This is a genomic window from Deinococcus multiflagellatus, from assembly GCF_020166415.1.
Classification (GTDB): Bacteria; Deinococcota; Deinococci; order Deinococcales; family Deinococcaceae; genus Deinococcus; species Deinococcus multiflagellatus.
Genome location: NZ_JAIQXV010000001.1, coordinates 103,555 through 121,527 on the forward strand (window position 1 = coordinate 103,555; position 17,973 = coordinate 121,527).

At 69.5% G+C, this 17,973-nt stretch carries 18 protein-coding genes; 7 read left to right on the plus strand and 11 right to left on the minus strand.

All coding sequences use genetic code 11. The features are described 5' to 3' along the window. Positions 1–236: 236 nt before the first annotated feature. The 6 genes from pruA to K7W41_RS00515 form a co-directional block, all read right to left on the minus strand. Positions 237–1,808: an L-glutamate gamma-semialdehyde dehydrogenase gene (gene pruA / locus K7W41_RS00490; RefSeq protein WP_224603638.1), complete on the minus strand. Its 1,572-nt coding sequence runs from the start codon at positions 1,806–1,808 to the stop codon at positions 237–239. Continuing rightward, the gene (locus tag K7W41_RS00495) at positions 1,805–2,710 is read right to left on the minus strand and encodes an SDR family oxidoreductase (protein WP_224603640.1); all 906 of its coding nucleotides are present in this window, start codon (positions 2,708–2,710) and stop codon (positions 1,805–1,807) included. The genes pruA and K7W41_RS00495 overlap by 4 nt, the downstream gene beginning before the upstream one ends. Positions 2,711–2,731: 21 nt before the next feature. Continuing rightward, positions 2,732–3,790 (minus strand): hypothetical protein, encoded by a 1,059-nt coding sequence (locus K7W41_RS00500; protein ID WP_224603643.1) that lies wholly within the window; start codon positions 3,788–3,790, stop codon positions 2,732–2,734. Between the two features lie 19 nt (positions 3,791–3,809). Then, complete coding sequence (locus K7W41_RS00505) at positions 3,810–4,742, minus strand: proline dehydrogenase family protein (protein ID WP_224603645.1); 933 nt, start codon at positions 4,740–4,742, stop codon at positions 3,810–3,812. Then, positions 4,739–5,392: a GntR family transcriptional regulator gene (locus tag K7W41_RS00510; protein ID WP_224603646.1), complete on the minus strand. Its 654-nt coding sequence runs from the start codon at positions 5,390–5,392 to the stop codon at positions 4,739–4,741. Before K7W41_RS00510 ends, K7W41_RS00505 begins: the two co-directional genes overlap by 4 nt. Positions 5,393–5,575: 183 nt before the next feature. Continuing rightward, the gene (locus tag K7W41_RS00515) at positions 5,576–6,040 is read right to left on the minus strand and encodes an MgtC/SapB family protein (RefSeq protein WP_224603649.1); all 465 of its coding nucleotides are present in this window, start codon (positions 6,038–6,040) and stop codon (positions 5,576–5,578) included. A 210-nt stretch (positions 6,041–6,250) separates the two neighbouring features. Here K7W41_RS00515 and K7W41_RS00520 point away from each other — a divergent pair, with 210 nt between their 5' ends. Then, on the plus strand, positions 6,251–6,520 hold the full coding sequence (locus K7W41_RS00520) for a cold-shock protein (RefSeq protein WP_221088658.1): 270 nt from the start codon (positions 6,251–6,253) through the stop codon (positions 6,518–6,520). Positions 6,521–6,602: 82 nt separating this feature from the next. On the opposite strand, the gene K7W41_RS00525 is transcribed toward K7W41_RS00520, so the two are convergent. Beyond that, a complete protein-coding gene (locus tag K7W41_RS00525) occupies positions 6,603–7,022 on the minus strand; it encodes a hypothetical protein (RefSeq protein ID WP_224603651.1) in 420 nt (139 codons plus the stop codon). A gap of 86 nt (positions 7,023–7,108) precedes the next feature. Here K7W41_RS00525 and recO point away from each other — a divergent pair, with 86 nt between their 5' ends. After that, positions 7,109–7,837 (plus strand): DNA repair protein RecO, encoded by a 729-nt coding sequence (recO, locus tag K7W41_RS00530; RefSeq protein ID WP_224603653.1) that lies wholly within the window; start codon positions 7,109–7,111, stop codon positions 7,835–7,837. Positions 7,838–7,880: 43 nt separating this feature from the next. On the opposite strand, the gene K7W41_RS00535 is transcribed toward recO, so the two are convergent. Beyond that, positions 7,881–8,615 (minus strand): 16S rRNA (uracil(1498)-N(3))-methyltransferase, encoded by a 735-nt coding sequence (locus tag K7W41_RS00535; RefSeq protein WP_224603655.1) that lies wholly within the window; start codon positions 8,613–8,615, stop codon positions 7,881–7,883. Next, positions 8,582–9,394 carry a 50S ribosomal protein L11 methyltransferase gene (locus K7W41_RS00540; RefSeq protein WP_224603658.1) on the minus strand — a complete coding sequence of 271 codons (813 nt, stop codon included), beginning with the start codon at positions 9,392–9,394 and terminating at the stop codon, positions 8,582–8,584. The genes K7W41_RS00535 and K7W41_RS00540 overlap by 34 nt, the downstream gene beginning before the upstream one ends. 80 nt (positions 9,395–9,474) lie before the next feature. Between K7W41_RS00540 and proC the strand changes: the two genes are divergently transcribed. From proC to K7W41_RS00555, 3 genes are all read left to right on the plus strand, one after another. Beyond that, on the plus strand, positions 9,475–10,266 hold the full coding sequence (gene proC / locus K7W41_RS00545) for a pyrroline-5-carboxylate reductase (protein ID WP_224603661.1): 792 nt from the start codon (positions 9,475–9,477) through the stop codon (positions 10,264–10,266). 592 nt (positions 10,267–10,858) lie between these two features. Then, positions 10,859–11,914, plus strand: coding sequence for a LacI family DNA-binding transcriptional regulator (locus K7W41_RS00550; protein WP_224603664.1), 1,056 nt, complete (start codon positions 10,859–10,861; stop codon positions 11,912–11,914). A 6-nt stretch (positions 11,915–11,920) separates the two neighbouring features. Next, a complete protein-coding gene (locus K7W41_RS00555; RefSeq protein ID WP_224603667.1) occupies positions 11,921–12,475 on the plus strand; it encodes a hypothetical protein in 555 nt (184 codons plus the stop codon). A gap of 190 nt (positions 12,476–12,665) precedes the next feature. Here the strand turns inward: K7W41_RS00555 and K7W41_RS00560 are convergent, their stop codons facing one another. Both K7W41_RS00560 and K7W41_RS00565 read right to left on the minus strand, forming a co-directional pair. Continuing rightward, positions 12,666–13,316 carry a glycosyltransferase family 2 protein gene (locus tag K7W41_RS00560; protein ID WP_224603671.1) on the minus strand — a complete coding sequence of 217 codons (651 nt, stop codon included), beginning with the start codon at positions 13,314–13,316 and terminating at the stop codon, positions 12,666–12,668. Positions 13,317–13,370: 54 nt separating this feature from the next. Then, positions 13,371–15,155 carry a hypothetical protein gene (locus K7W41_RS00565; RefSeq protein WP_224603673.1) on the minus strand — a complete coding sequence of 595 codons (1,785 nt, stop codon included), beginning with the start codon at positions 15,153–15,155 and terminating at the stop codon, positions 13,371–13,373. 250 nt (positions 15,156–15,405) lie between these two features. Here K7W41_RS00565 and K7W41_RS00570 point away from each other — a divergent pair, with 250 nt between their 5' ends. Further along, positions 15,406–17,487: a protein kinase domain-containing protein gene (locus tag K7W41_RS00570; RefSeq protein WP_224603675.1), complete on the plus strand. Its 2,082-nt coding sequence runs from the start codon at positions 15,406–15,408 to the stop codon at positions 17,485–17,487. Positions 17,488–17,499: 12 nt separating this feature from the next. Next, positions 17,500–17,772 (plus strand): glutaredoxin family protein, encoded by a 273-nt coding sequence (locus K7W41_RS00575; RefSeq protein WP_224603677.1) that lies wholly within the window; start codon positions 17,500–17,502, stop codon positions 17,770–17,772. The last annotated feature ends 201 nt before the right edge of the window (positions 17,773–17,973 follow it).

Here is a 17,973-nt window from a genome sequence, read left to right on the forward strand (position 1 = left end):
TTGTGGCAACGCCCCCGCGTCCGGCGGCGTACGATGAATCTTTCGAGGAAAAAGGTGGGCTGGGGGCTCAGGTTACTCCTGTGAAGAGATACGTCGGCCCCGATCATTTGGGAGCAGAACGTGATGCTCTAGCCCCTTGTGGCTGGCTTTTCCGTCGGCCGGGAGAGGTGGCTATGCTGTCACCAAAAAAACGCTGGGGGCCCGGAAGGCCGCCCAGCATCGGCAGGAAGGGTAGTTTACCAGCGCTCGGTGACGGTCTTGAGCTGCATGAAGTTCGCCAGGTAATCCGGGCCGCCCGCCTTGGAATCCGTGCCGCTCATGTTGTAGCCGCCAAACGGCTGCACCCCCACGATGGCGCCCGTGATCTTGCGGTTGAAGTACAGGTTGCCCACCTCGAACTCGGCACGGGCCTGTTCCAGCCGCTCGCGCGAGTTGCTGCACACCCCGCCGGTCAGGCCGTACTCGGTCGAGTTCGCAATAGCCAGCGCGTCCTGCCAGTCCTTGGCGCGCAGCACCGACACCACTGGCCCGAAGATTTCTTCCTGCGCCAGTCGGGCGCCGCGCTCCACGTCGCCCACAATGGTCGGCTGGATGTAGTACCCCTTCTTGCCGCCGCACTCGCCTGGGGCCTGCCCGCCCAGCAGCACCGTGCCCTCACTGGGGGCCAACTCTAGATAGCTGCTGATCTTGTCAAAGCTCATCTGGTTCACCACGGCCGTGACGTTGGCGTTCTCCTCGCCGGTGCCCACCTTCAGGGCGCGGGCGCGCTCCACGAAGGCATTCACCACCGCGTCGTACACCTCGTCCACCACGATCAGGCGGCTCATGGCGCTGCACTTCTGGCCGTTGAAGCCAAAGGCGCCCTGCACGGCGGCCGTGACCGCCACGTCCAGATCGGCGGTTTCATCCACGATCATGGCGTCTTTGCCGCCCAGTTCCATGACCACGCGCTTGATCCACTTCTGCCCAGGCTGCACCTTGGCCGCCACCTCGTTGATGTGCAGGCCCACCGCGCGGCTGCCGGTAAACGTGATGAAGCGGGTCCCCGCGTGGGTGGTGAGGTACTCGCCGATTTCCTTGCCCACACCGGGCAGGAACTGCAGCACCCCGGCGGGCAGCCCGGCTTCGAGCATGATGTCCACCATGAAGCCGGCAATCAGCCCGGCGTCCTCGGCGGGCTTGACCAGCACGCAGTTGCCCGCCACGATGGGCGCCGCCGCCATGCCAATAAAGATCGCGCAGGGGAAGTTCCAGGGGCTGATGCTGACCCCCACGCCCAGCGGAATGGACATCAGGCCGTTTTCCTCGCCTTCAAACCATGTGGTTTCGCTGCTGCCAAAGCCCGCGTACTTCATGGCCGAGCGGGCGTAATACTCCAGAAAGTCAATGGCCTCGGCCACTTCGACATCGGCCTCGGCGTAGTTCTTGCCCACCTCAATGCTCATCAGGGCGCAGGCTTCCAGGCGGCGGCGCTTGAGGATGGCGGCGGCTTTCAGCAGAATGCGGGCCCGCGCGTCCATATCCCACTTCTTCCAGCCCTCAAAGGCCTTCCAGGCGCCCTGCAGGGCCCGCTCGGCGTCCTCGATGGTGGCCTTGGCGGTGGTGCCCACCACCTCGCTGGTGTCGCAGGGGTTGAGGCTTTGCAGCTTCTCGGCGGTGTCCACCCGCTCGCCGTCAATGACCAGGGGGTAGTGCTTGCCCACCAGTTCGGCGCGCACCTTCTTCAGCGCGGTCTGATACGCGGCCACGTTTTCGGGCTGGGTAAAGTCAATGAAGCTCTGCGGGCGGTAGTCCTGAACTTTGATCATGGGGTGTCTCCTTGAAGCAGGGCGGGAAGGTCGTGGGCGAAGTCCTGCGCCGTGCGTGCCGGGCGGCCCAGCAGCTGGGGCAGGTCCTGCGAGACGTGGGCAGCGAGGCCAAAGCGGGCGGTGGCGTAGATGGCTTCCATCACCAGAATCTGTGCAGGCGGCACGCCGCGCGCCCGCAGCAGCCGGAAAAAGGCCAGGGGCGAGGGGTTGGTGTAGCGCACAGGGCGGCCCAGCGCCCCCGAGAAGACCTCAGCTAATTCGCCGTAGGTCAGCGCCTGGGGGCCCGTCAGTTCATAGGCCCGGCCCGCATGCCCGGCCTCGGTGAGGACCACGGCCGCCGCTTCCGCCACATCGCGCACGTCCACAAACGAGGTGCGGCCCTGGCCGGCGGGCACGGCCAGCTCGCCCCGGCGCAGTTCGGGCAGGTGGGTGGTGCTCAGGTTCTGCAGAAAGAAGCCGGGCCGCAGAAAGGTCCAGTCGGCGCCGGTGCCGCGCAGGTACGCTTCGAGCTGCGCGTGTGGCGTGACGGTCAGGCGGTCGGCGCCCTGCAGCGACAGCAGGGCAAAGTGCCTCACCCCGGCTCCCAGGGCCACGTCCAGCGCGGGCACCAGATCGCGCGTCACGCGGCTCAGCTGCGGCGGGCGCAGCACAAACAGCCGGTCCAGGCCCTGCAGGGCGCGGGCATAGGTGGGGCGCTCCCCGAAGGTCAGCGGGGCAAACTCCACCTGGGCCGCCACATCGGCCAGGGCCTGCCGCGCCACCTCCGGGCGGCGGGCCAGCACCCGCACCCGCGCGCCCCGGCGCAAGAGTTCCCGCACCAGCGGCGTGCCCACGTTGCCGGGCGCGCCGGTCACGCCGATCAGGTCCGGTGGGGGATGGGGGGTGGGTCGGGGGTCCGTCATGGGCTCTCCTTGGGTCAGGGCTCAGCGCCTGGGGCTGGCCGGGGCAGGCTCAGCCAGGCGGGGCTGGCGGCCCACCCCCAGCGCCTGGGCATGGCGGGTGATCTGCTCGCGCAGGGCGTTCAGGCGCGTGGCCTGTTCGGGCTCGGGCAGCTGGGCTGCGGCAAAGGCCTGCACCACGTCGTCCAGCAGGGCCTCGGTCTGGGCGGTCAGGCGGGGGAACTCGGGGCTGCTTTCGGGCACTTTGGCGAGGTCGTGCGCGGCCTGGTGGGCCAGGTCCCACAGTTCGCCCAGACGCCACTCGTCGCGGATCAGCACGTCCAGCGGCTCGGGGCGGCGTTCGGGCAGGGCATTGAGGCGGGTCAGCACCCCGGCGGGCACCTCGGCGGCCAGGTGCTCGTCCAGGGCGCGCCGTCCCACCGGCTGGCAATCGGCCACAATGGCCGCGAAGGCGCGCTGGCGTCCGCCGGTCAGGGCTTTCTGCACGGCGGGCAGCCGCAGTGGCAGCGTGAGCACAACATACGAAATCAGGAAGAACATCCCGTAAAAGCCAGTAATCAGCAGGTTTTCAAGGAATCCGCCTTCAGCAAGGGTCAGGAGGCCCAGCGCCAGCAAGGCAAACCCCCCAAGGTGCAGCCACAGCAGCGTCAGATGAAGGACGCCGTAAGCGTCCCGCGCCACCGGCAACTGCGCCAGCTGCCGCAGCGCCGCCGGGTGCAGGTACACCGTCTGCCCACCCCGCTGAAACGCCTGATACATGCCCTCGCGCTCGCTGATCTCGTGCATGGTGCCGCGCACATGGGGGTCCAGCCGGTAGGAGAACAGCGGCCGGATCTTGTCCTCCAGGTCGTCCAGGGCGGCGCCGGCCTCTTCCTCGCCGGGCTTGGTCAGCGCGCCGTCCGGGTAGACATGCAGCGTCAGCGGCGGCATGCTGTGCCCGCTGAAGGTCAGGAAGAATTCAGGCAGGTGCCGGCGCTGTTCGGGCGTCTGGTCCAGCTCCAGTTCCCGAACGGCCTGAAAGTAGTCGTGAAAGAAGTTGCGCAGGCCACTGATGGCGCGGGGATGAACAGCGGGCAGGGACATGGCCGTATTCAAGCGCGCCCTAGCCCTTGAGCATGCCGCGAATGACGAACATCGCGTTGCGCGGCGTCTCGGCAATGCGGCGGCTGAAGTAGGGGTACCAGTCGCGGCCATAGGGGATGTAGGCGCGCACGCGGTAGCCCTCCTGCACCAGGGCTTTTTGCAGGTCGCGGCGGATGCCGTACAGCATCTGGAACTCAAAGGCGTCCCTCGCAATGCCGTGCGCCAGCGCGAACATCTTGACGTCATCAATCAGCTGTTCGTCGTGGGTGGCCACGTTCACGTAGTTGCCGGCCTTCATGTGCGCGTACACCAGGCGGCGGTAGGCGGCGTCCACATCGGCCTTGTCGGGGTAGGCCACCGTCTCGGGTTCCAGATAGGCGCCCTTCACGATGCGCAGGTTGGGGCGCAGGTCGTCCAGGCCGTCACGGTCCTGTTCGCTGCGGTAGAGGTAGCTCTGCAGCACGGTGCCCACATGCCCGTGCCCAAATTCGCCCACCAGCTGCCGGAACTGGGCCAGCGTCTGGTCCACGCGGGGGTGGTCTTCCATGTCCAGGCACACGAAGCCGCCGTAGCCCCCCGCCCGCCCGATGATGCGCCGCGCGTTGCTCAGGCCCAGGTCCTCGCCGCCCACGGTTTTGCCCTGGCCCACGCTGGACAGCTTGATGCTCACGTACGGCGTGATGCCGGCCGCATACGCCGCCTCGATCATGGTGAGCACGTTGTCGGCAAAGGCGGTGCACTGCTCGGGCGATTCGATGAACTCGCCCAGCAGGTCAAGGTTGGCCAAAATGCCGTCCTTGTGCAGTTCCTGCACGGCCGAGATGGCGGTCTGGGGCGTTTCGCCCGCCACGAAGCGCTGCGCCATGCCCCAGCCCCGGGCGCGCACAAGGTCTTCAACGGTCTTCTGGCCGGCCACTGTCAGGACGGCCTTGCGGTAAATCTGGTCAATCATGGGTTCTCTCCTAGGTCACTCAGGACGAGGGCGGCGAAGGTGCGCACATGCAGCCGGGCCGCTGCCCGCGCCGCGTGGCCGTCGCGCGCCAGAATGGCGTCCAGCAGCGCGGCGTGCTGGGCATCGGTCTGCGGGTGGGCGTTGTAGGTGCGGGTCTGGTGCTTGATCAGGGCCACGCGCTGTTCCAGATCGCGGGCCAGAGGGGTCAGGGCCGCGTTGTGCGCGGCGTGCGTGATGGCCCGGTGAAAGGCGAGGTCCAGCCGGGTCTGGGCGCGGTAGTCGTCGGCGGGGGCGGCGTGCAGTTCGGCCAGGGCGGCGCGCAGGGCCACGGCGTCGGCGGGGGTATGGTGCCCGGCCGCCAGGGCCGCCGCAAGGCCGTCGAGTTCCTCGCGCACCACATAGGTATCGCGGGCCTCGGCGGCGCTGAGCAGGCGCACCCGCACGCCCTTGTTGGCCTCGGCCACCAGCAGGCCGTCCTGGGTCAGCCGCATCAGGGCCTCGCGGATGGGGGTGCGGGACACGCCCAGTTGCTGGCCCAGTTCCACCTCGCCCAGCCGCTCGCCGGGGGCGATATCGCCGTCCAGCACGGCGCGGCGCAGGTGGTCATACACACCGTCGCGCACCAGGGTGGGTCGTTCAAACGAGGTCATTGTGGATATTGTATACAATATTCAGGAGCAAAAGATGGGGAGTGGCGCACCTGCCCTTCATGGGTGGCTCTGGGGTTGGGGACGGAAAAACGTTCGTGGGCTCGGTTAGAAGTGAGGAGAACGGTGGCGCACGCAGAGTTGGGCCGCTGCCTCTGGTCCTCAAGATGAAACAGACACCTCTGCTCAGCGGTTCGCTCCTTCGGCCAGGCGATGCAGTGGGCGCAGGATGAACAGGAACAGCAGCGTGGCGCCCAGGGCAAACACGTACAGATGCAGGCCGCAGGCCACACCCACCCCGGCGGTCGCCAGTAGGCTGGCGGCGGTGGTCAGGCCCCGGGTGCGCTCGCCCTTGCCGGATGAAAAAATGGTGCCCGCGCCCAGAAAGCTCACGCCGCTGACCACGGCGGCCAGCACGCCCACCAGGTCAAAGCGCACCGCCGTATTGTCGTTGCCGAACTGCCGGATCAGGGCCTCGGCCAGCACCACGAACAGCGCCGCGCTGACGCCTACCAGCATGTGGGTGCGCAGCCCCGCCCCTGCGCGGTGGGCCTCCCGTTCCCAGCCGATCAGGCCGCTCAGCACCGCCGCCACCAGCAACCCGGTCAGTAATCCGAGTTGTTCCAGACTCTCGCGCCAGAGGGCGTCCATGTCCTGACGCTAGGGGCAGGCGCGTCCCAGGACAAGGTGAGTGGCCTTAACGTTTCCCCGCAGGCGGTCAAAAGTAATTCGGGGCACGTTTGGCCTGGGCGGTCCCCCCCTAAACTGCTCTCATAGTTTTCCTGGGTACGCACATAGAGAAGGGGCGCGCAGGCAGATTCTGAGCGTCCCGGATCGCCCTTGAAAGCTAAGGAGTGCATTATGGCAGTAGGCAAAGTAAAGTGGTTCAACGCGGAAAAGGGTTACGGCTTCATTCAGACTGAAGGCAGCCCCGACGTCTTCGCGCACTTCAGCGCCATCCAGGCCAGCGGCTTCAAGAAGCTGAACGAAGGCGACGAAGTCGAGTTTGAAATCGAAGAAGGTCAGCGCGGCAAGGGCCCCCAGGCCAAGAACATTGTCGTGACCAAGGCTGCCCCCGTGAGCGAGTACGGTGGCGCCGGCGGCGGCAACCGCCGCAACGACCGCTGGTAAGCCCCAGTCTTCTGCAGAGGCACCTCCCGCGTGGGGGTGCCTCTGACTTTGGTTGGGGCAGGCGACTGCGCCCCCAGGAGCTTTACCGCTCGTCTGGGCCAATGGGCTCGATGGGAAAAATCCGCTCGGCCAGTTTCAGCAGGCCGCGCTCGCCGGCCCGCGTCACGCAGGCGGCCGACCCCAGGCACAGCGTGACGTAGCGCGTGCGCCGCGCCGCCACATGCACGCGGTACAGGGCGGCCTCGCTGCGGCTGCGGGTGTAGTGGCACAGGTCGCAGTGCAGCGCCCGCGCGCCCTTGGGGTCCAGCGGCGTGAATTCCGCCAGCTGATCGCCGTGCACCAGGGCCAGGCGGCCGTCGGCCACCTCGTACAGGCCCAGGGTGGGGGGCTGGTGCTGGCCCGGGGCCGCGCCAAACAGTTCGCGGTGGGTGTCTGGAAACAGTTCGCGCAGCAAGTCCTGCACGCTGTGGTCTTCGGATTTCCGGCGCGGGGAGTCGCTCATTGCCCCGCAGTGTAGGGGCCGCTCCCCGGGCCGAAGGTGGACAGAGGCACAGCCCCAGCCCCAGGCGCGGCGCTAGACTGCCCGGCGTGAGGTCGCGCAGCGCCAACCGCAGTGGAATCGTGATTCGGCGCCGGGTGACCCCGGCGGGCGACATCATCGTGACCCTGCTGACCCCGCAGGGCAAACTCAAGGCCATTGCGCGCGGCGGGGTGCGCGGGCCGCTGTCCAGCCGCCTGAACCTTTTTCACCATGTGGGCGTGCAGATTTACCAGACGCCCGGCAACGATCTGGCCACGGTGCAGCAGGCGGTGCTGGAAGGCGCGCTGCCCACCCTGGCCCAGCCGGGGCGCTACGCCTTTGCCCACCTGATGGCCGAATTTGCCGACGCCCTGTTTCAGGAAGGCGAATTCAGCGAGCAGGCCTTTGAGCTGTTTGCCGGCGCCCTGCGCGGCGTGGCCCACCAGCCTGACCCCGAGTGGGTGGCGCTGGTCATGAGCTACAAATTGCTGGCCCTGGCAGGTTTTGTGCCGCAGACCGGCCGCTGTGCCCGCTGCGGCGCCCCCGAACCGGCCCACCCCGACCCCCTGGGCGGGCAGCTGCTGTGTGCACGCTGCGCCGCCCTTCCCGCCTACCCCCCCGAGGCCCTGGATTTCCTGCAGGGCGTGGTCCGGCGCACCGTGCGCGAGAGTATGGCCCACCCCCTGAGCGCCGAGCAGCGCCCGGCCCTCTGGCGCGCCCTGGAACGCTTTGTGACCGCCCAGGTGGGCAGCGTGCATTCCTGGCGCCAGCTGGTGCCGACTGCCCTGAGCGCGTAGGGCAGCCGGGGTTCAGGAAAGGCCCAGTGCCCTTTGCTGGCCCCTACTGCCCCAGCGCCGCAATGGCGCCCAGCAGCGCCACCGGGGCGGTTTCGGCGCGCAGGATGCGGGGCCCCAGGGTCACGGCGTGGGCGCCGCGTGCGCTCAGGGCGGTCACCTCGGCCTCGGTCAGGCCGCCTTCGGGGCCGGTGATGACGGTCAAAGGCGCGTGCCACGCCACCACCTCGGCCACGCGGGCAGCGGCGCCCGGCTGCGCCACCAGCACCTGCCCGGCCGGCTGAAAAGCAGCCAGGGGCACCGGGGCCAGTACGGGGGGCACCACCGCGCGGCGCGACTGCTTGCTGGCCTCCTGTGCCACGCGGTTTAGGCGCTCCAGTTTCTGTGGCCCAATGTCGCGCACATCGGCGCGGGCGGTGACCAGCAGTTGCACCTGTGCCACGCCCAGTTCGGTGGCGGCGCGCACCACATCTGAGAGTTTGTCGCCCTTGAGCAGCGCGGCGCCCAGCGTGAGGGGAAAGGGCGTTTCGGCCGCGCCGCTGACCGGTTCGCCCAGGGTCAGCACCGCGCGGCCCTCGTCCAGTTCGGCCAGGGTGGCGCGCGCCTCGTGGCCCTGGCCGTCAAACACCCGCACCTCGTCCCCGGGGCGCAGGCGCAGCACGTGCAGGTGCCGGGCCTCGCCCGGGCCCAGGACCATCGTGGGCGCCAGGGCGGTCACCCGCAGGCGGTGGCGGGGCAGACCCGCGCTCACGCGCCCGCGCGGGCCGTCACCAGCGCCCACTCGCCGTCCTCGCGCACCGTGACCTTGGTAAAGCCCTCGCGGTCCAGCGCCGCGCGCACCAGCGGCAGCTTGCTCAGCAGAATGCCGGTCAGGATCAGCGGGCCGCCCGGACGCAGGTGCGAGACATAGGCCCCCGCCAGCAGGTCGTGCAGTTCGGCGTACAGGTTCGCCACCAGCACGTCGTACACGCCGTCCTCGACCACGTCGCCGGGCAGATCATCGCCCAGAGTGCCTTCCATAAAGGCCGCGCGGCCCGCTGGCACCCCGTTCAGTTCGGCATTTTCAAAGGCAATCGGAATGGTGATGGGGTCAATGTCCACCCCCAGGGCGTAGCGCGCGCCCAGCAGCGCCGCCGCAATCGCCAGCACGCCGCTGCCGGTGCCCACGTCCAGCACGGTGCGGCCGTCCAGGTCCAGTTCGCCCAGCGCCTCCACGGCCAGCCGGGTGGTGGCGTGGTGGCCGGTGCCAAAGGCCATGCCCGGCTCAATGATCAGCGGCACCTGCGTGCCCGGCACCTCGGCGCGCAGCCACGGCGGCACGATGGTCACGCGGCCCGCCTGCACCGGACGCAGCCCCGCCTTGAACTCGGCCAGCCAGTCCTGGTCGGCTTCCTGGCGCCACTCGCCGTCACGCACGGCCTCAGGCAGTTCGGTTTCCTCGTCGAAGTAGGCGCGGATCACGCCCGCGCGCTCCTCCAGGCCGGTGGCGCCCGCCTGCCACAGCAGGTCCAGGTGGTCGTCTCGCGTGTCGAAGGTTCCGGGAAGGTGGTACACCAGCATCGCCCCGCAGTGTACCTGCGCCCCGCACGTCTGCACGCCGGGCCCCGGGCGGGGGATGGGCCGCACCTATACTGACCGGGATGAAGCTCGCCATTGTTGGAGTGGGAAAACTGGGTCTGGCCCTGCTGGAGGGGGTCACCGCGCGCGGCGTGCTGCCGGCTGCCGATATTGGCCTGCTGGACGCCAACGTGCCGCGTGCCCAGGAGATTGCCGCGCGCACCGGCACCCGCGTGATCGCGCCGGCCGAACTGGGGCGCGCCGAGCGCATTCTGATCAGCCTGCAGCCGCGCGTGTTTCCCGAAGCCGCCGAGTGGCTGGCGCAGGAAAACGCCGGGTACATTTCCACGATGGCCGGGGTAAATGTGGCCGCCCTGGCGCGGCGCCTGGGTACCAAGCGCGTGGTGCGGGTGATGCCCAACCTCGCCGCCACCATTGGCCTGAGCCAGACCGCCATTGCCGGCCCGCGCGAGGCCGCCGACGCCGGCGATCTGGCTTTTGCCCGCACCCTCTTCGGCGCGGTGGGCGACACCTACGACCTGCCCGAGCACCTGTTCAACACCTTTACCGGCATGAGTGCATCTGGGCCCGCCTACGCCGCTGTGGTGGCCGAGGCCCTGGCCGACGGCGGCGTGCGCATGGGCCTGCCCCGCCCGCTGGCCAACGAACTGGCCGCCAAGCTGCTGGTGGCGACCGGCGAACTGCTGCAGCGCCGCGCCCACCCGGGCCTGCTGAAAGACGAGGTGGCCAGCCCCGGCGGCACCACGATTGCCGGGCTGGCTGCCCTGGAAGCAGCGGGCGTGCGCGGCGGCCTGATTGAAGCGGTGGTGCAGGCCACCCGGCGCGGCAACGAACTGGGCCGCGATCAGGATTGAGGGCCGGGGTGGAGGGGCTGGAGACATGCAGGGCAGCCTCTGGCAAGGGTGTTGGCGCAGTGGAGTGAGCAGGGCTTCCGCAGCGCACGAAGCGAAAGAAGCTGTCCTGAGCGAATATTTGGGGCGCTGCAGTTTCGGACGCTCGGCCAGTGGGGCGCGTCGGTTGTTGAGTCTTGCCGGAGCGTCAGGGGCCCTGAGCGCGGTTTCGCAGGCAGTCGCACAGTGCGCTAGAGCGGTTGACCAAAGCACCCCCTCACCCCTATGCCCTCTGTGCGCCGCCGCTCTTCGAATCCCACGAGGGGAGAGGGTCGAAAACCAACATCATCTTTGTGTCCACTGCTCTAGAGCCGCGAAGGCACGTCGTTGGGGCGAGGAGTGAATGGGGGAGGGCGCTTCTCGCATGTGGAGCCCCCTCCCTCAGCCTTTTCCTGCTCTATCAGCACCCGCCCCTGGCCTCGGCGCGGAACAGCTTGTCCTGTTGCGCCGGCACGCTCTCCCCGCCCTCTAGCCCTAGCATCTGAAAGCGCTTTCATTTACACTGGCGTATGGATCAAGCTGCGCCAGTGCGGCCCCACTCCTGGGGGCGGCGGCCATGACCCGTGCCGTTACCCTCACCGAAGTGGCGCGCGAGGCTGGGGTGTCGCCCAGCACGGTCTCGCGCATTCTGAACGGCACCGCCCGCGTGGGCGATGACAAGGCCTCGCAGGTGCGCCGGGCCATTGAGAAACTGGGCTACACGCGCAATGCCTTTGCGCGCAGCCTCGCCACGGGCAGCTCCGGCATTATCGGGGTGCTGACGCCGGACATTGCCAGCCCCTTTTACAACGACGCCCTGAGCGGCATTGAGCGCGGTCTGATGGGCAGCGGCTACTCGCCCCTGATGATCAGCGGGCACTGGCGCACCGGCGAGGAAGAACATGCCGTGGAACTGCTGCTGGGCCGCCGGGTGGAGGGCCTGATTCTGCTGGGCGGCCAATTGCCCGACGCCGAGATTCGGGCGGTGGCCGCGCAGGTGCCCGTGGGGGTGCTGGGGCGCGTGGTGAACCTGGACGCCTGGGGCGGGGTGTCTATCGCGCTGGACCAGCGGCAGTCGGCGCGTGACCTTGTGACGTATCTGGTGGGGCGCGGGCACCGGGTGATCGGGCACATCAGCGGGCCGCCGGACCATGCCGACGCCCGGGAGCGGCTGGCCGGTTACCGCGAGGCACTGGAGGACTGCGGCCTGCGTTTTCAGCCCTCGCTGGTGGTGGCGGGCGACTTTCAGGAGTTGTCGGGGCTTATTGGGATGCAGCGGCTTTGGCAGCGCTGCCCCCGCCTGACCGCCGTGTTCTGCGCCAACGACCAGATGGCCTACGGCGCCCGGCTGGCGCTGCACCGCCTGGGCCTGCGCGTGCCCGAGGACCTGTCGCTGATCGGCTTTGACGACCTGCCGGGCTCGGCGTACACCACGCCGCCGCTGTCCTCGGTGCGCCAGCCCATGGCCGAGATGGGCCGCTGGCTGGCGCGCGCCGTGCTGGCCCGGCTGCGCGGCGAGGCCATCCCGCCCTTTACGCCGCGCCAGGAACTGATGCTGCGCGAATCCGTGGCGACCCGCCGCGTGGGACCCGACCCCGCCCACCCCCCACGCCGTCCAAAGCCGCTACCCTGAAGCCCGATGATCGCCCTGCGCCCGGCCCACCTTCTTCTGTTGCTGCTGCCCCTGCCGCTGGCGGGCGCCCTGGCGGTGGACACCAGTTACTACCCCAAGCGCCCCGGCATGCGCTGGACCTACAGCAGCGGCGAAACCCAGGTGGTGGGCGCGCCCGTGGTGCACCGGGGCGTGTCGGTCACGCCGGTCAGCCACCAGTTTGGGCAGACGGTCTTTACCCAGGACCTGCTGGAGCACCGCGCCGACGGCAGCGTGTGGCTGCGCGGCGTGAACACGGGCGGTCGCCTGACGTGGTACACCCCGCCCCTGAACATTTACCCCCCGGGGCCGCTGCGCCCGGGGCAGACCTGGACAGGCGTGACGGCGGGGCTGCGCCAGCGCTCCACCGTGGTGGGGGTGGCGCCCCTGCGCACGTCGGCGGGGGCATACAACACCCTGAAGATCCGCACCGAAACCACCGCCGCTGGCAAGCTGAGCGTGCAGACCACCTATTTCGTGCCCACCGTGGGCGTGGTGCGCTATGAAACCGCCGACGGCAGCGTGATTGATCTGGTGAAATAGGGCTGAGGCGGGCAGCGGTTCACGTCCTGGGAAACGGCTGTGGCGTGAAGACCGGGTGGGGTAGCGCGCGCGAGGGAATGAAAACGCCGTGTCCATCGAGGCTTGCCTATTGAACCGTTCAATCCGCCTGCACCAGTGCTTCAGGCAGAGTCCGAAGCCTGCGTGCGCTGGCTGAACGCGGCCAGCGCCTCTACTTTCGGCGGCGGGCACGGTAGGTCAGCAGGGCGGCGTACATCTTGGTGCGGGCCTGGGCGCCGCGCCAGAAGCCCCGCTTTTTTTCCTTGACCACCTGGGCCACATGGGGCAGTTCCACGTAGGCCCAGCGCGCGCCTGTGGCTTTCAGGTGCTGGGTGATGGCGGGTTCGGGCCAGCGTTCGGCCCCCAGGTCCGGCACGCCCAGCAGCCACGCGCGGCGGCAGGCGCGCTGGCCGCTCAGGTGCGGGGTGAGCTTGTTGCCCCAGTCGGTCACGAAGCCCCCACCCTCAAACACGCCAATGCTCATGTCCAGTTCGCCGCTCAGCACCGGGGCGCACAGCCGCTGCAGGTGGGCCAGGGTCAGGCCGGTCAGGTCGGCGTCCAGCAGCACCACCGTGTCAGCCGTGGCGGCCTGCACTGCCGCCAGCAGCGCCGCGCCCTTGCCCGCGTTCTGGGGCAGGTCCACCACCTGCGCCCCGGCCTCATGGGCCGCCTGCGCGGTGCCGTCGGTGCTGCCGTCGGACACCACGATCACCTGCGGGGTCAGTTCCAGCGCCACGCGCACCACCGTGCCCACCGTGTCGGCCTCGTTGAACGCGGGGATCAGCACAGCCAGGGCAGAGGCGGGTGGGGGGGACGCCAGCATGCCGATCATGGTAAGGGATGGGGACGCTTAGCCGTATGGCGGCCCTGGCTGCCCTCAGTGGGGCGGCGCGTGGGTGCTGGCCCCCGGCGCCAGGGTGGGCACGGCTTCATCATGGCCGGTGGCGGCGGCCAGCCACGCGCCGTGGCGCACCAGCAGCAGGTGCAGGTCCGGCACGCGCACCACCAGCAGGTCGTGCAGAATCATGGGCGCGAGGCCCGGCAGCACCACCACCAGTTCGCCCTTGTAGTCCTGGCGCAGGGTCACGGCGCGCGCGCCCGCGTCCAGCGTCACCGGGTCGTCGCCCAGGTGCACGCTCAGGAAGGGGCCAGGGCTCAGCTCAAAGCGCTCGCCGCTGCGGGGATCGGGCAGGGGTTCGGGCCGGTGCAGGGCCGCGTGCAGCGCCGCGTGCAGGCGCTCGGCCGCCAACGGGTGCAGGCCCAGCTGCGCCGCCGCCTCGGCAAAGGCTGAGGCCGCCTGCGTGGGCTCAGTGCGCTCCAGGCGCACGCACAGGGTCTCAACGCCCTTGCGGGCAAAGGCCAGCAGCACGTCTGGCGTGGCGGCGTGGTACTTGCCGGCGCTGGCGGGGCCCAGTGCCTCGGCATTCAGGGGCCCGCCGCGCAGCAACTGGGCGGCGGCCCGGGCCAGGCGCAGGTAGCCGAACGATTCCTGGCTGTCGAGCAGCAGCGACACGGCGCGCGCCAGCGAAGCGCGGCGGCCCAGTTCCACGGCGGCGTGGCTGTCCACGTGCAGCAGCAGGTACGCGCCGCTCAGAAAAAGGCGCAGTCGGGTGCCGGGCAGCGAGAGGCTTTGCGTGCGCTCCAGCGGCCCCAGCCCCGGGCGCAGCAGCGCCACCTGTCCGCCCACCTGCAGTTGCCAGTTGGGCCCAATAGGCTGCCAGCGCAGGTCCAGGCCGCGCCAGTGCGCCGCCTGGGCCCCGCGCAGATGAATGATGAGTTTATCGGCGCCGTCGTCGGGTACGCGCATGGCGTTGGCAGGGTGCTGCGCGTATAGCACGCTGCCGTGCGGCACGGCGCCCAGGGCCCGCTTGGGGGCGCTGTCCAGCAGCGGCTCCAGCTGGTCGGCCACCTCGCGCGCCGCCACGCGAATCACCGAGCGCTCGCGGGGGTCACGCGGCATGGGGTACTCGGCCTTCAGCGCCCGAATCAGGGCGTCCCTGGCTTCGGGCGACAGCGGCTCGCGCTCAGCGGCGGCAATGCGCGCGGCCAGCACGTCTTCGTCGGGGTGGCGCGGAAAGGGTTCGGCCTGCACCTGCGACAGCGCCGCGCGCACCTGCACCCGGCCCGCCTCGGTGTACAGCAGGGTGCCCAGGGCGCTGGCAATGGCCTGGTTCACCTCGGGGTCGTGCAGGTCCATCAGGGGGTCGTTGGCTTCGGGCACCGGCACCGGCTGGGCGCTGCCGGCGCGCTCGGCGTTTTCCACCACGGCGTACAGCACCCGCAGGCGCTGCAGGGTGGCGTCGCGCTGCCAGTGGGCGGCCAGTTCCTGCAGGCGCGCGGTGACGTGCTGGTGCCACAGCAGGGTCTGCAGTTCGTCCCAGGCGCGCGCCTCTTCCGAGTCGGCCGTGACCGGGGCCTCCCAGCCCGGGTGGGTCTGCGGGGCCGGGCGGCCCCGGTGCGGATTGGGCGCGCGCCCATTGGCACCGCGAAACAGCCGGTCGGTTTCCATCACCCGGCGCAGCAGCGCTGGCTCCAGCGGCGCCGAGAGCAGGGTTTCGCGCAGTTCAGTCACCGAGCGGCGCCCGCCGCGGGGGGTGCGGCCTTCAAGCACGTCCGCAATCTTGTATTCAAACAGTTCGACCAGTTCAGCCCAGTGGTTCACGGCGCCCCCCGGCCGCAGGCGGGGCCAAGAAGGGGCCGGCCCGCCGCGCAGGGCCCCGGCCACAGGCAGGGTACAGGGGAAGGTGCGCGCGCCATCTGTTTCAGTATGCCCCGCCGCCCCGCCCCTGTGCAGGGGCCCCGGGGTGCGTGCCGTGGCCAGGGCGCGCCATGTAAGTTCTGCGCAAGGGCCGCCCTGTATAACTGAAGAGGATGAAGCCGACCCTTCAACTTCCCCTGCCCGGCGGCGCGGCGTGACGTGGCTGCTGCTGGGCGCCTTGTTCATCGTGGGGCTGCTGCTCTCGGTGCGCGCGCCTGAGCGTGTGCTGGCGTTTGTGTCGGCCGGCGTGGTGGGGGTGCTGGCCCTGCTGCTCGCGGCGCTGGCGCTGGGCGGCGGGGCCCAGGGCGCGCTGAATGTTGCGGGCCTGGGCCGCGCCCAGGGCGTGCTGAGCGTGGCCGCCTTTGTGCTGGCCACCGCCGCGTTTCGCCTGGGGCGGGTGCTGACCCCCAGCCTGCACCGGGGCCCCCGCGACGCCCGGGGCCGTCCCGTGCGCGTGCAGCGCACCGCCAACCCCACCCTGGCCGCCCGGCGCAGCACCCTGACCCAGACCTCGGCGGACCTGCGCTTTCAGGACTATGAGGTGCTCGACCGCATTGGGATTGGGGGCATGGGCAGCGTGTACCGCGCCCGGCGCCGCCAGGACGGCCGCATCGTGGCCCTGAAGGTGCCGCAGGACAAGTACCTCGCCGACGCCAAGTTCGTCAAGCGCTTTTACCGCGAGGCCGAGGTGCTCAAGCGCTTTAGCCACCCCAACATCGTGCGGGTGTACGACTACCGCATGCAGGACCCCGAGCACTACATCGCCATGGAGTTTCTGGACGGCGACAGCCTCGAGTCCCTGCTGGAAAACCGCACCCTGAGCTTTACCGAAGGCACGCAGATTATCCGCGCCCTGGCCGACGCCCTGCGCCACATTCACATGCAGAACGTGGTGCACCGCGACATCAAGCCCGCCAACGTGATGATCCTGAAAAACGCCTTTACCGACAACGTGCTGCGCGAGGGCGGGGTCAAGCTGATGGACTTTGGTATCGCGGTGGGCAAGGTGCTCACCCGCCTCACCATGACCGGCGCGCGGGTGGGCACGCCCATCTACATGGCCCCCGAACAGGCCAAGGGCAACCGCGTGGACGCCCGCAGCGACGTGTACTCGCTGGGCCTGCTGGCCTACGAGATGGTGACCGGCCAGACCGCCTTCAAAGGCAGCTACGAGGCGGTGGTGCACCAGCAGGTGTTCGAGTCGCCCAAGCCGCCCAAGCAGGTGCGCCTGGAGGTGCCCGGCAAGCTCAACGACCTGATTCTGCACATGATCGAGAAAGACCCTGCCCAGCGCCCCACCCTGGACGAGGTGATTGCGCGCATTGACGCGGGCGTGCTGAGCGACGAGGCCTTTAACGACCCCGTGGCCCTGGCCCTGAGCGTGCAGGAAAAGCGCGGCACCGTGCGCCTGCTGGACCTGAAGTGCAAGCTGCGCGCCAGCCTGCGCGACCAGTCGGCGGCGACGGGGGGCATGCCCGGCGCGCCCAACGCGATGGCCAGTGACCCCCAGGGCCACCTGTACGTGACCCTGCTGGATTACCGCCAGGGCAAGGCGGGCGCGCTGGTGCGCAAACTCGACCCGGGCGGCAAGGAACTCCTGAGCTTTGGGCCCTACGGCCTGAACGACGGCGAACTGCTGCAGCCTGTGGCGATTGCCGCCACCGAATCGCAGGTGTTCGTGCTGGACGCCGAGGCCCACCACGTGGTGGTCTTCGACACCCAGGGCCGCTTCGTGCGCCGCTTCGGGGGCAAGGGGCAGGGACTGGGCCGGTTTGAGAAACCGCGCGCCATCGTGGCCTCCCCAGACGGCCACGTGTATGTGCTGGACGTGGGCACCAACGAGGTGCAGCGCTTTACCCCGCAGGGCGAGTACCTCAGCCGCTACGCTTTCCGCCTGGACCGCACCACCGACAACCTGCGCCCCCTGGAGGGCCTGGGCGTGGACAGCTTCGGCGCCGTGTACATCGTGGACGCCGTGGCTCGCAAGGTGCGCAAGATCGAGGCCGACGGCACCCCGGGCCTGACCTTTCCGCTGGATACGCTGGTGGGCGAGCCCACCGAGGCGCCGTGGCTGCTGCAGATTGGCCCCGAAGGGCAGCTGTACGCCGTGCGCCAGGGCGGGCAGGTGCTGCGCACCTACTCGGGCGCGGGCGACCTGCTGAGTTCCTGCGACATGTACGCCCCGGTGCAGGCCATGACCATCCTGGCGCGCCCCCACGCCCTGCAGCCCGCCTGAGCTGGTGATCCTGTGCCGCTGCCCCGCCTGACCCTGTACCACCGCCCTGGCTGCCACCTCTGCGAACTGGCGGCGCAGGGACTGGACGCCCTGGGCTTTGCCTACGACGCGGTAGATGTGGACGGGAACCCGGAGCTGCGTGAGCGCCACGGCGACGATGTGCCGGTCCTGGCCTGCGGTGAGCGCGTGCTGGGCAAGGGGGCCTTCAGCCGCGCCCGGCTGGGTGGCATCAAACTGCTGCTGCTCAGAGAGGCGCAGGGCACTGGACCAGCGGCACCGCCCTGAACTGGTCTGCGTGAGGTGACCTGAAACCGAATGACGCGCCCCCACCTCTGGCGGGACGTTCGTTTTTTGGCACTCGCTCAGCTTCAGACGGGCCGCCTCTGATGCCAAAGAACAGTGGGGAGAGCACAGGGGTGCTGTGCCATCGGCGCCGCCCCGTCTGTTCTTGTGTTCTCTCCTGCGGAGCGCTCCGAGTCTGCGGTC

Excerpts from the sequence above, each read along its gene's own strand:
- pruA (WP_224603638.1), bottom strand. The coding sequence starts at position 1,808 with ATGATCAAAGTTCAGGACTACCGCCCGCAGAGCTTCATTGACTTTACC.
- K7W41_RS00495 (WP_224603640.1), bottom strand. The coding sequence starts at position 2,710 with ATGACGGACCCCCGACCCACCCCCCATCCCCCACCGGACCTGATCGGC.
- K7W41_RS00500 (WP_224603643.1), bottom strand. The coding sequence starts at position 3,790 with ATGTCCCTGCCCGCTGTTCATCCCCGCGCCATCAGTGGCCTGCGCAAC.
- K7W41_RS00505 (WP_224603645.1), bottom strand. The coding sequence starts at position 4,742 with ATGATTGACCAGATTTACCGCAAGGCCGTCCTGACAGTGGCCGGCCAG.
- K7W41_RS00510 (WP_224603646.1), bottom strand. The coding sequence starts at position 5,392 with ATGACCTCGTTTGAACGACCCACCCTGGTGCGCGACGGTGTGTATGAC.
- K7W41_RS00515 (WP_224603649.1), bottom strand. The coding sequence starts at position 6,040 with ATGGACGCCCTCTGGCGCGAGAGTCTGGAACAACTCGGATTACTGACC.
- K7W41_RS00520 (WP_221088658.1), top strand. The coding sequence starts at position 6,251 with ATGGCAGTAGGCAAAGTAAAGTGGTTCAACGCGGAAAAGGGTTACGGC.
- K7W41_RS00525 (WP_224603651.1), bottom strand. The coding sequence starts at position 7,022 with ATGAGCGACTCCCCGCGCCGGAAATCCGAAGACCACAGCGTGCAGGAC.
- K7W41_RS00540 (WP_224603658.1), bottom strand. The coding sequence starts at position 9,394 with ATGCTGGTGTACCACCTTCCCGGAACCTTCGACACGCGAGACGACCAC.
- proC (WP_224603661.1), top strand. The coding sequence starts at position 9,475 with ATGAAGCTCGCCATTGTTGGAGTGGGAAAACTGGGTCTGGCCCTGCTG.
- K7W41_RS00550 (WP_224603664.1), top strand. The coding sequence starts at position 10,859 with ATGACCCGTGCCGTTACCCTCACCGAAGTGGCGCGCGAGGCTGGGGTG.
- K7W41_RS00555 (WP_224603667.1), top strand. The coding sequence starts at position 11,921 with ATGATCGCCCTGCGCCCGGCCCACCTTCTTCTGTTGCTGCTGCCCCTG.
- K7W41_RS00560 (WP_224603671.1), bottom strand. The coding sequence starts at position 13,316 with ATGCTGGCGTCCCCCCCACCCGCCTCTGCCCTGGCTGTGCTGATCCCC.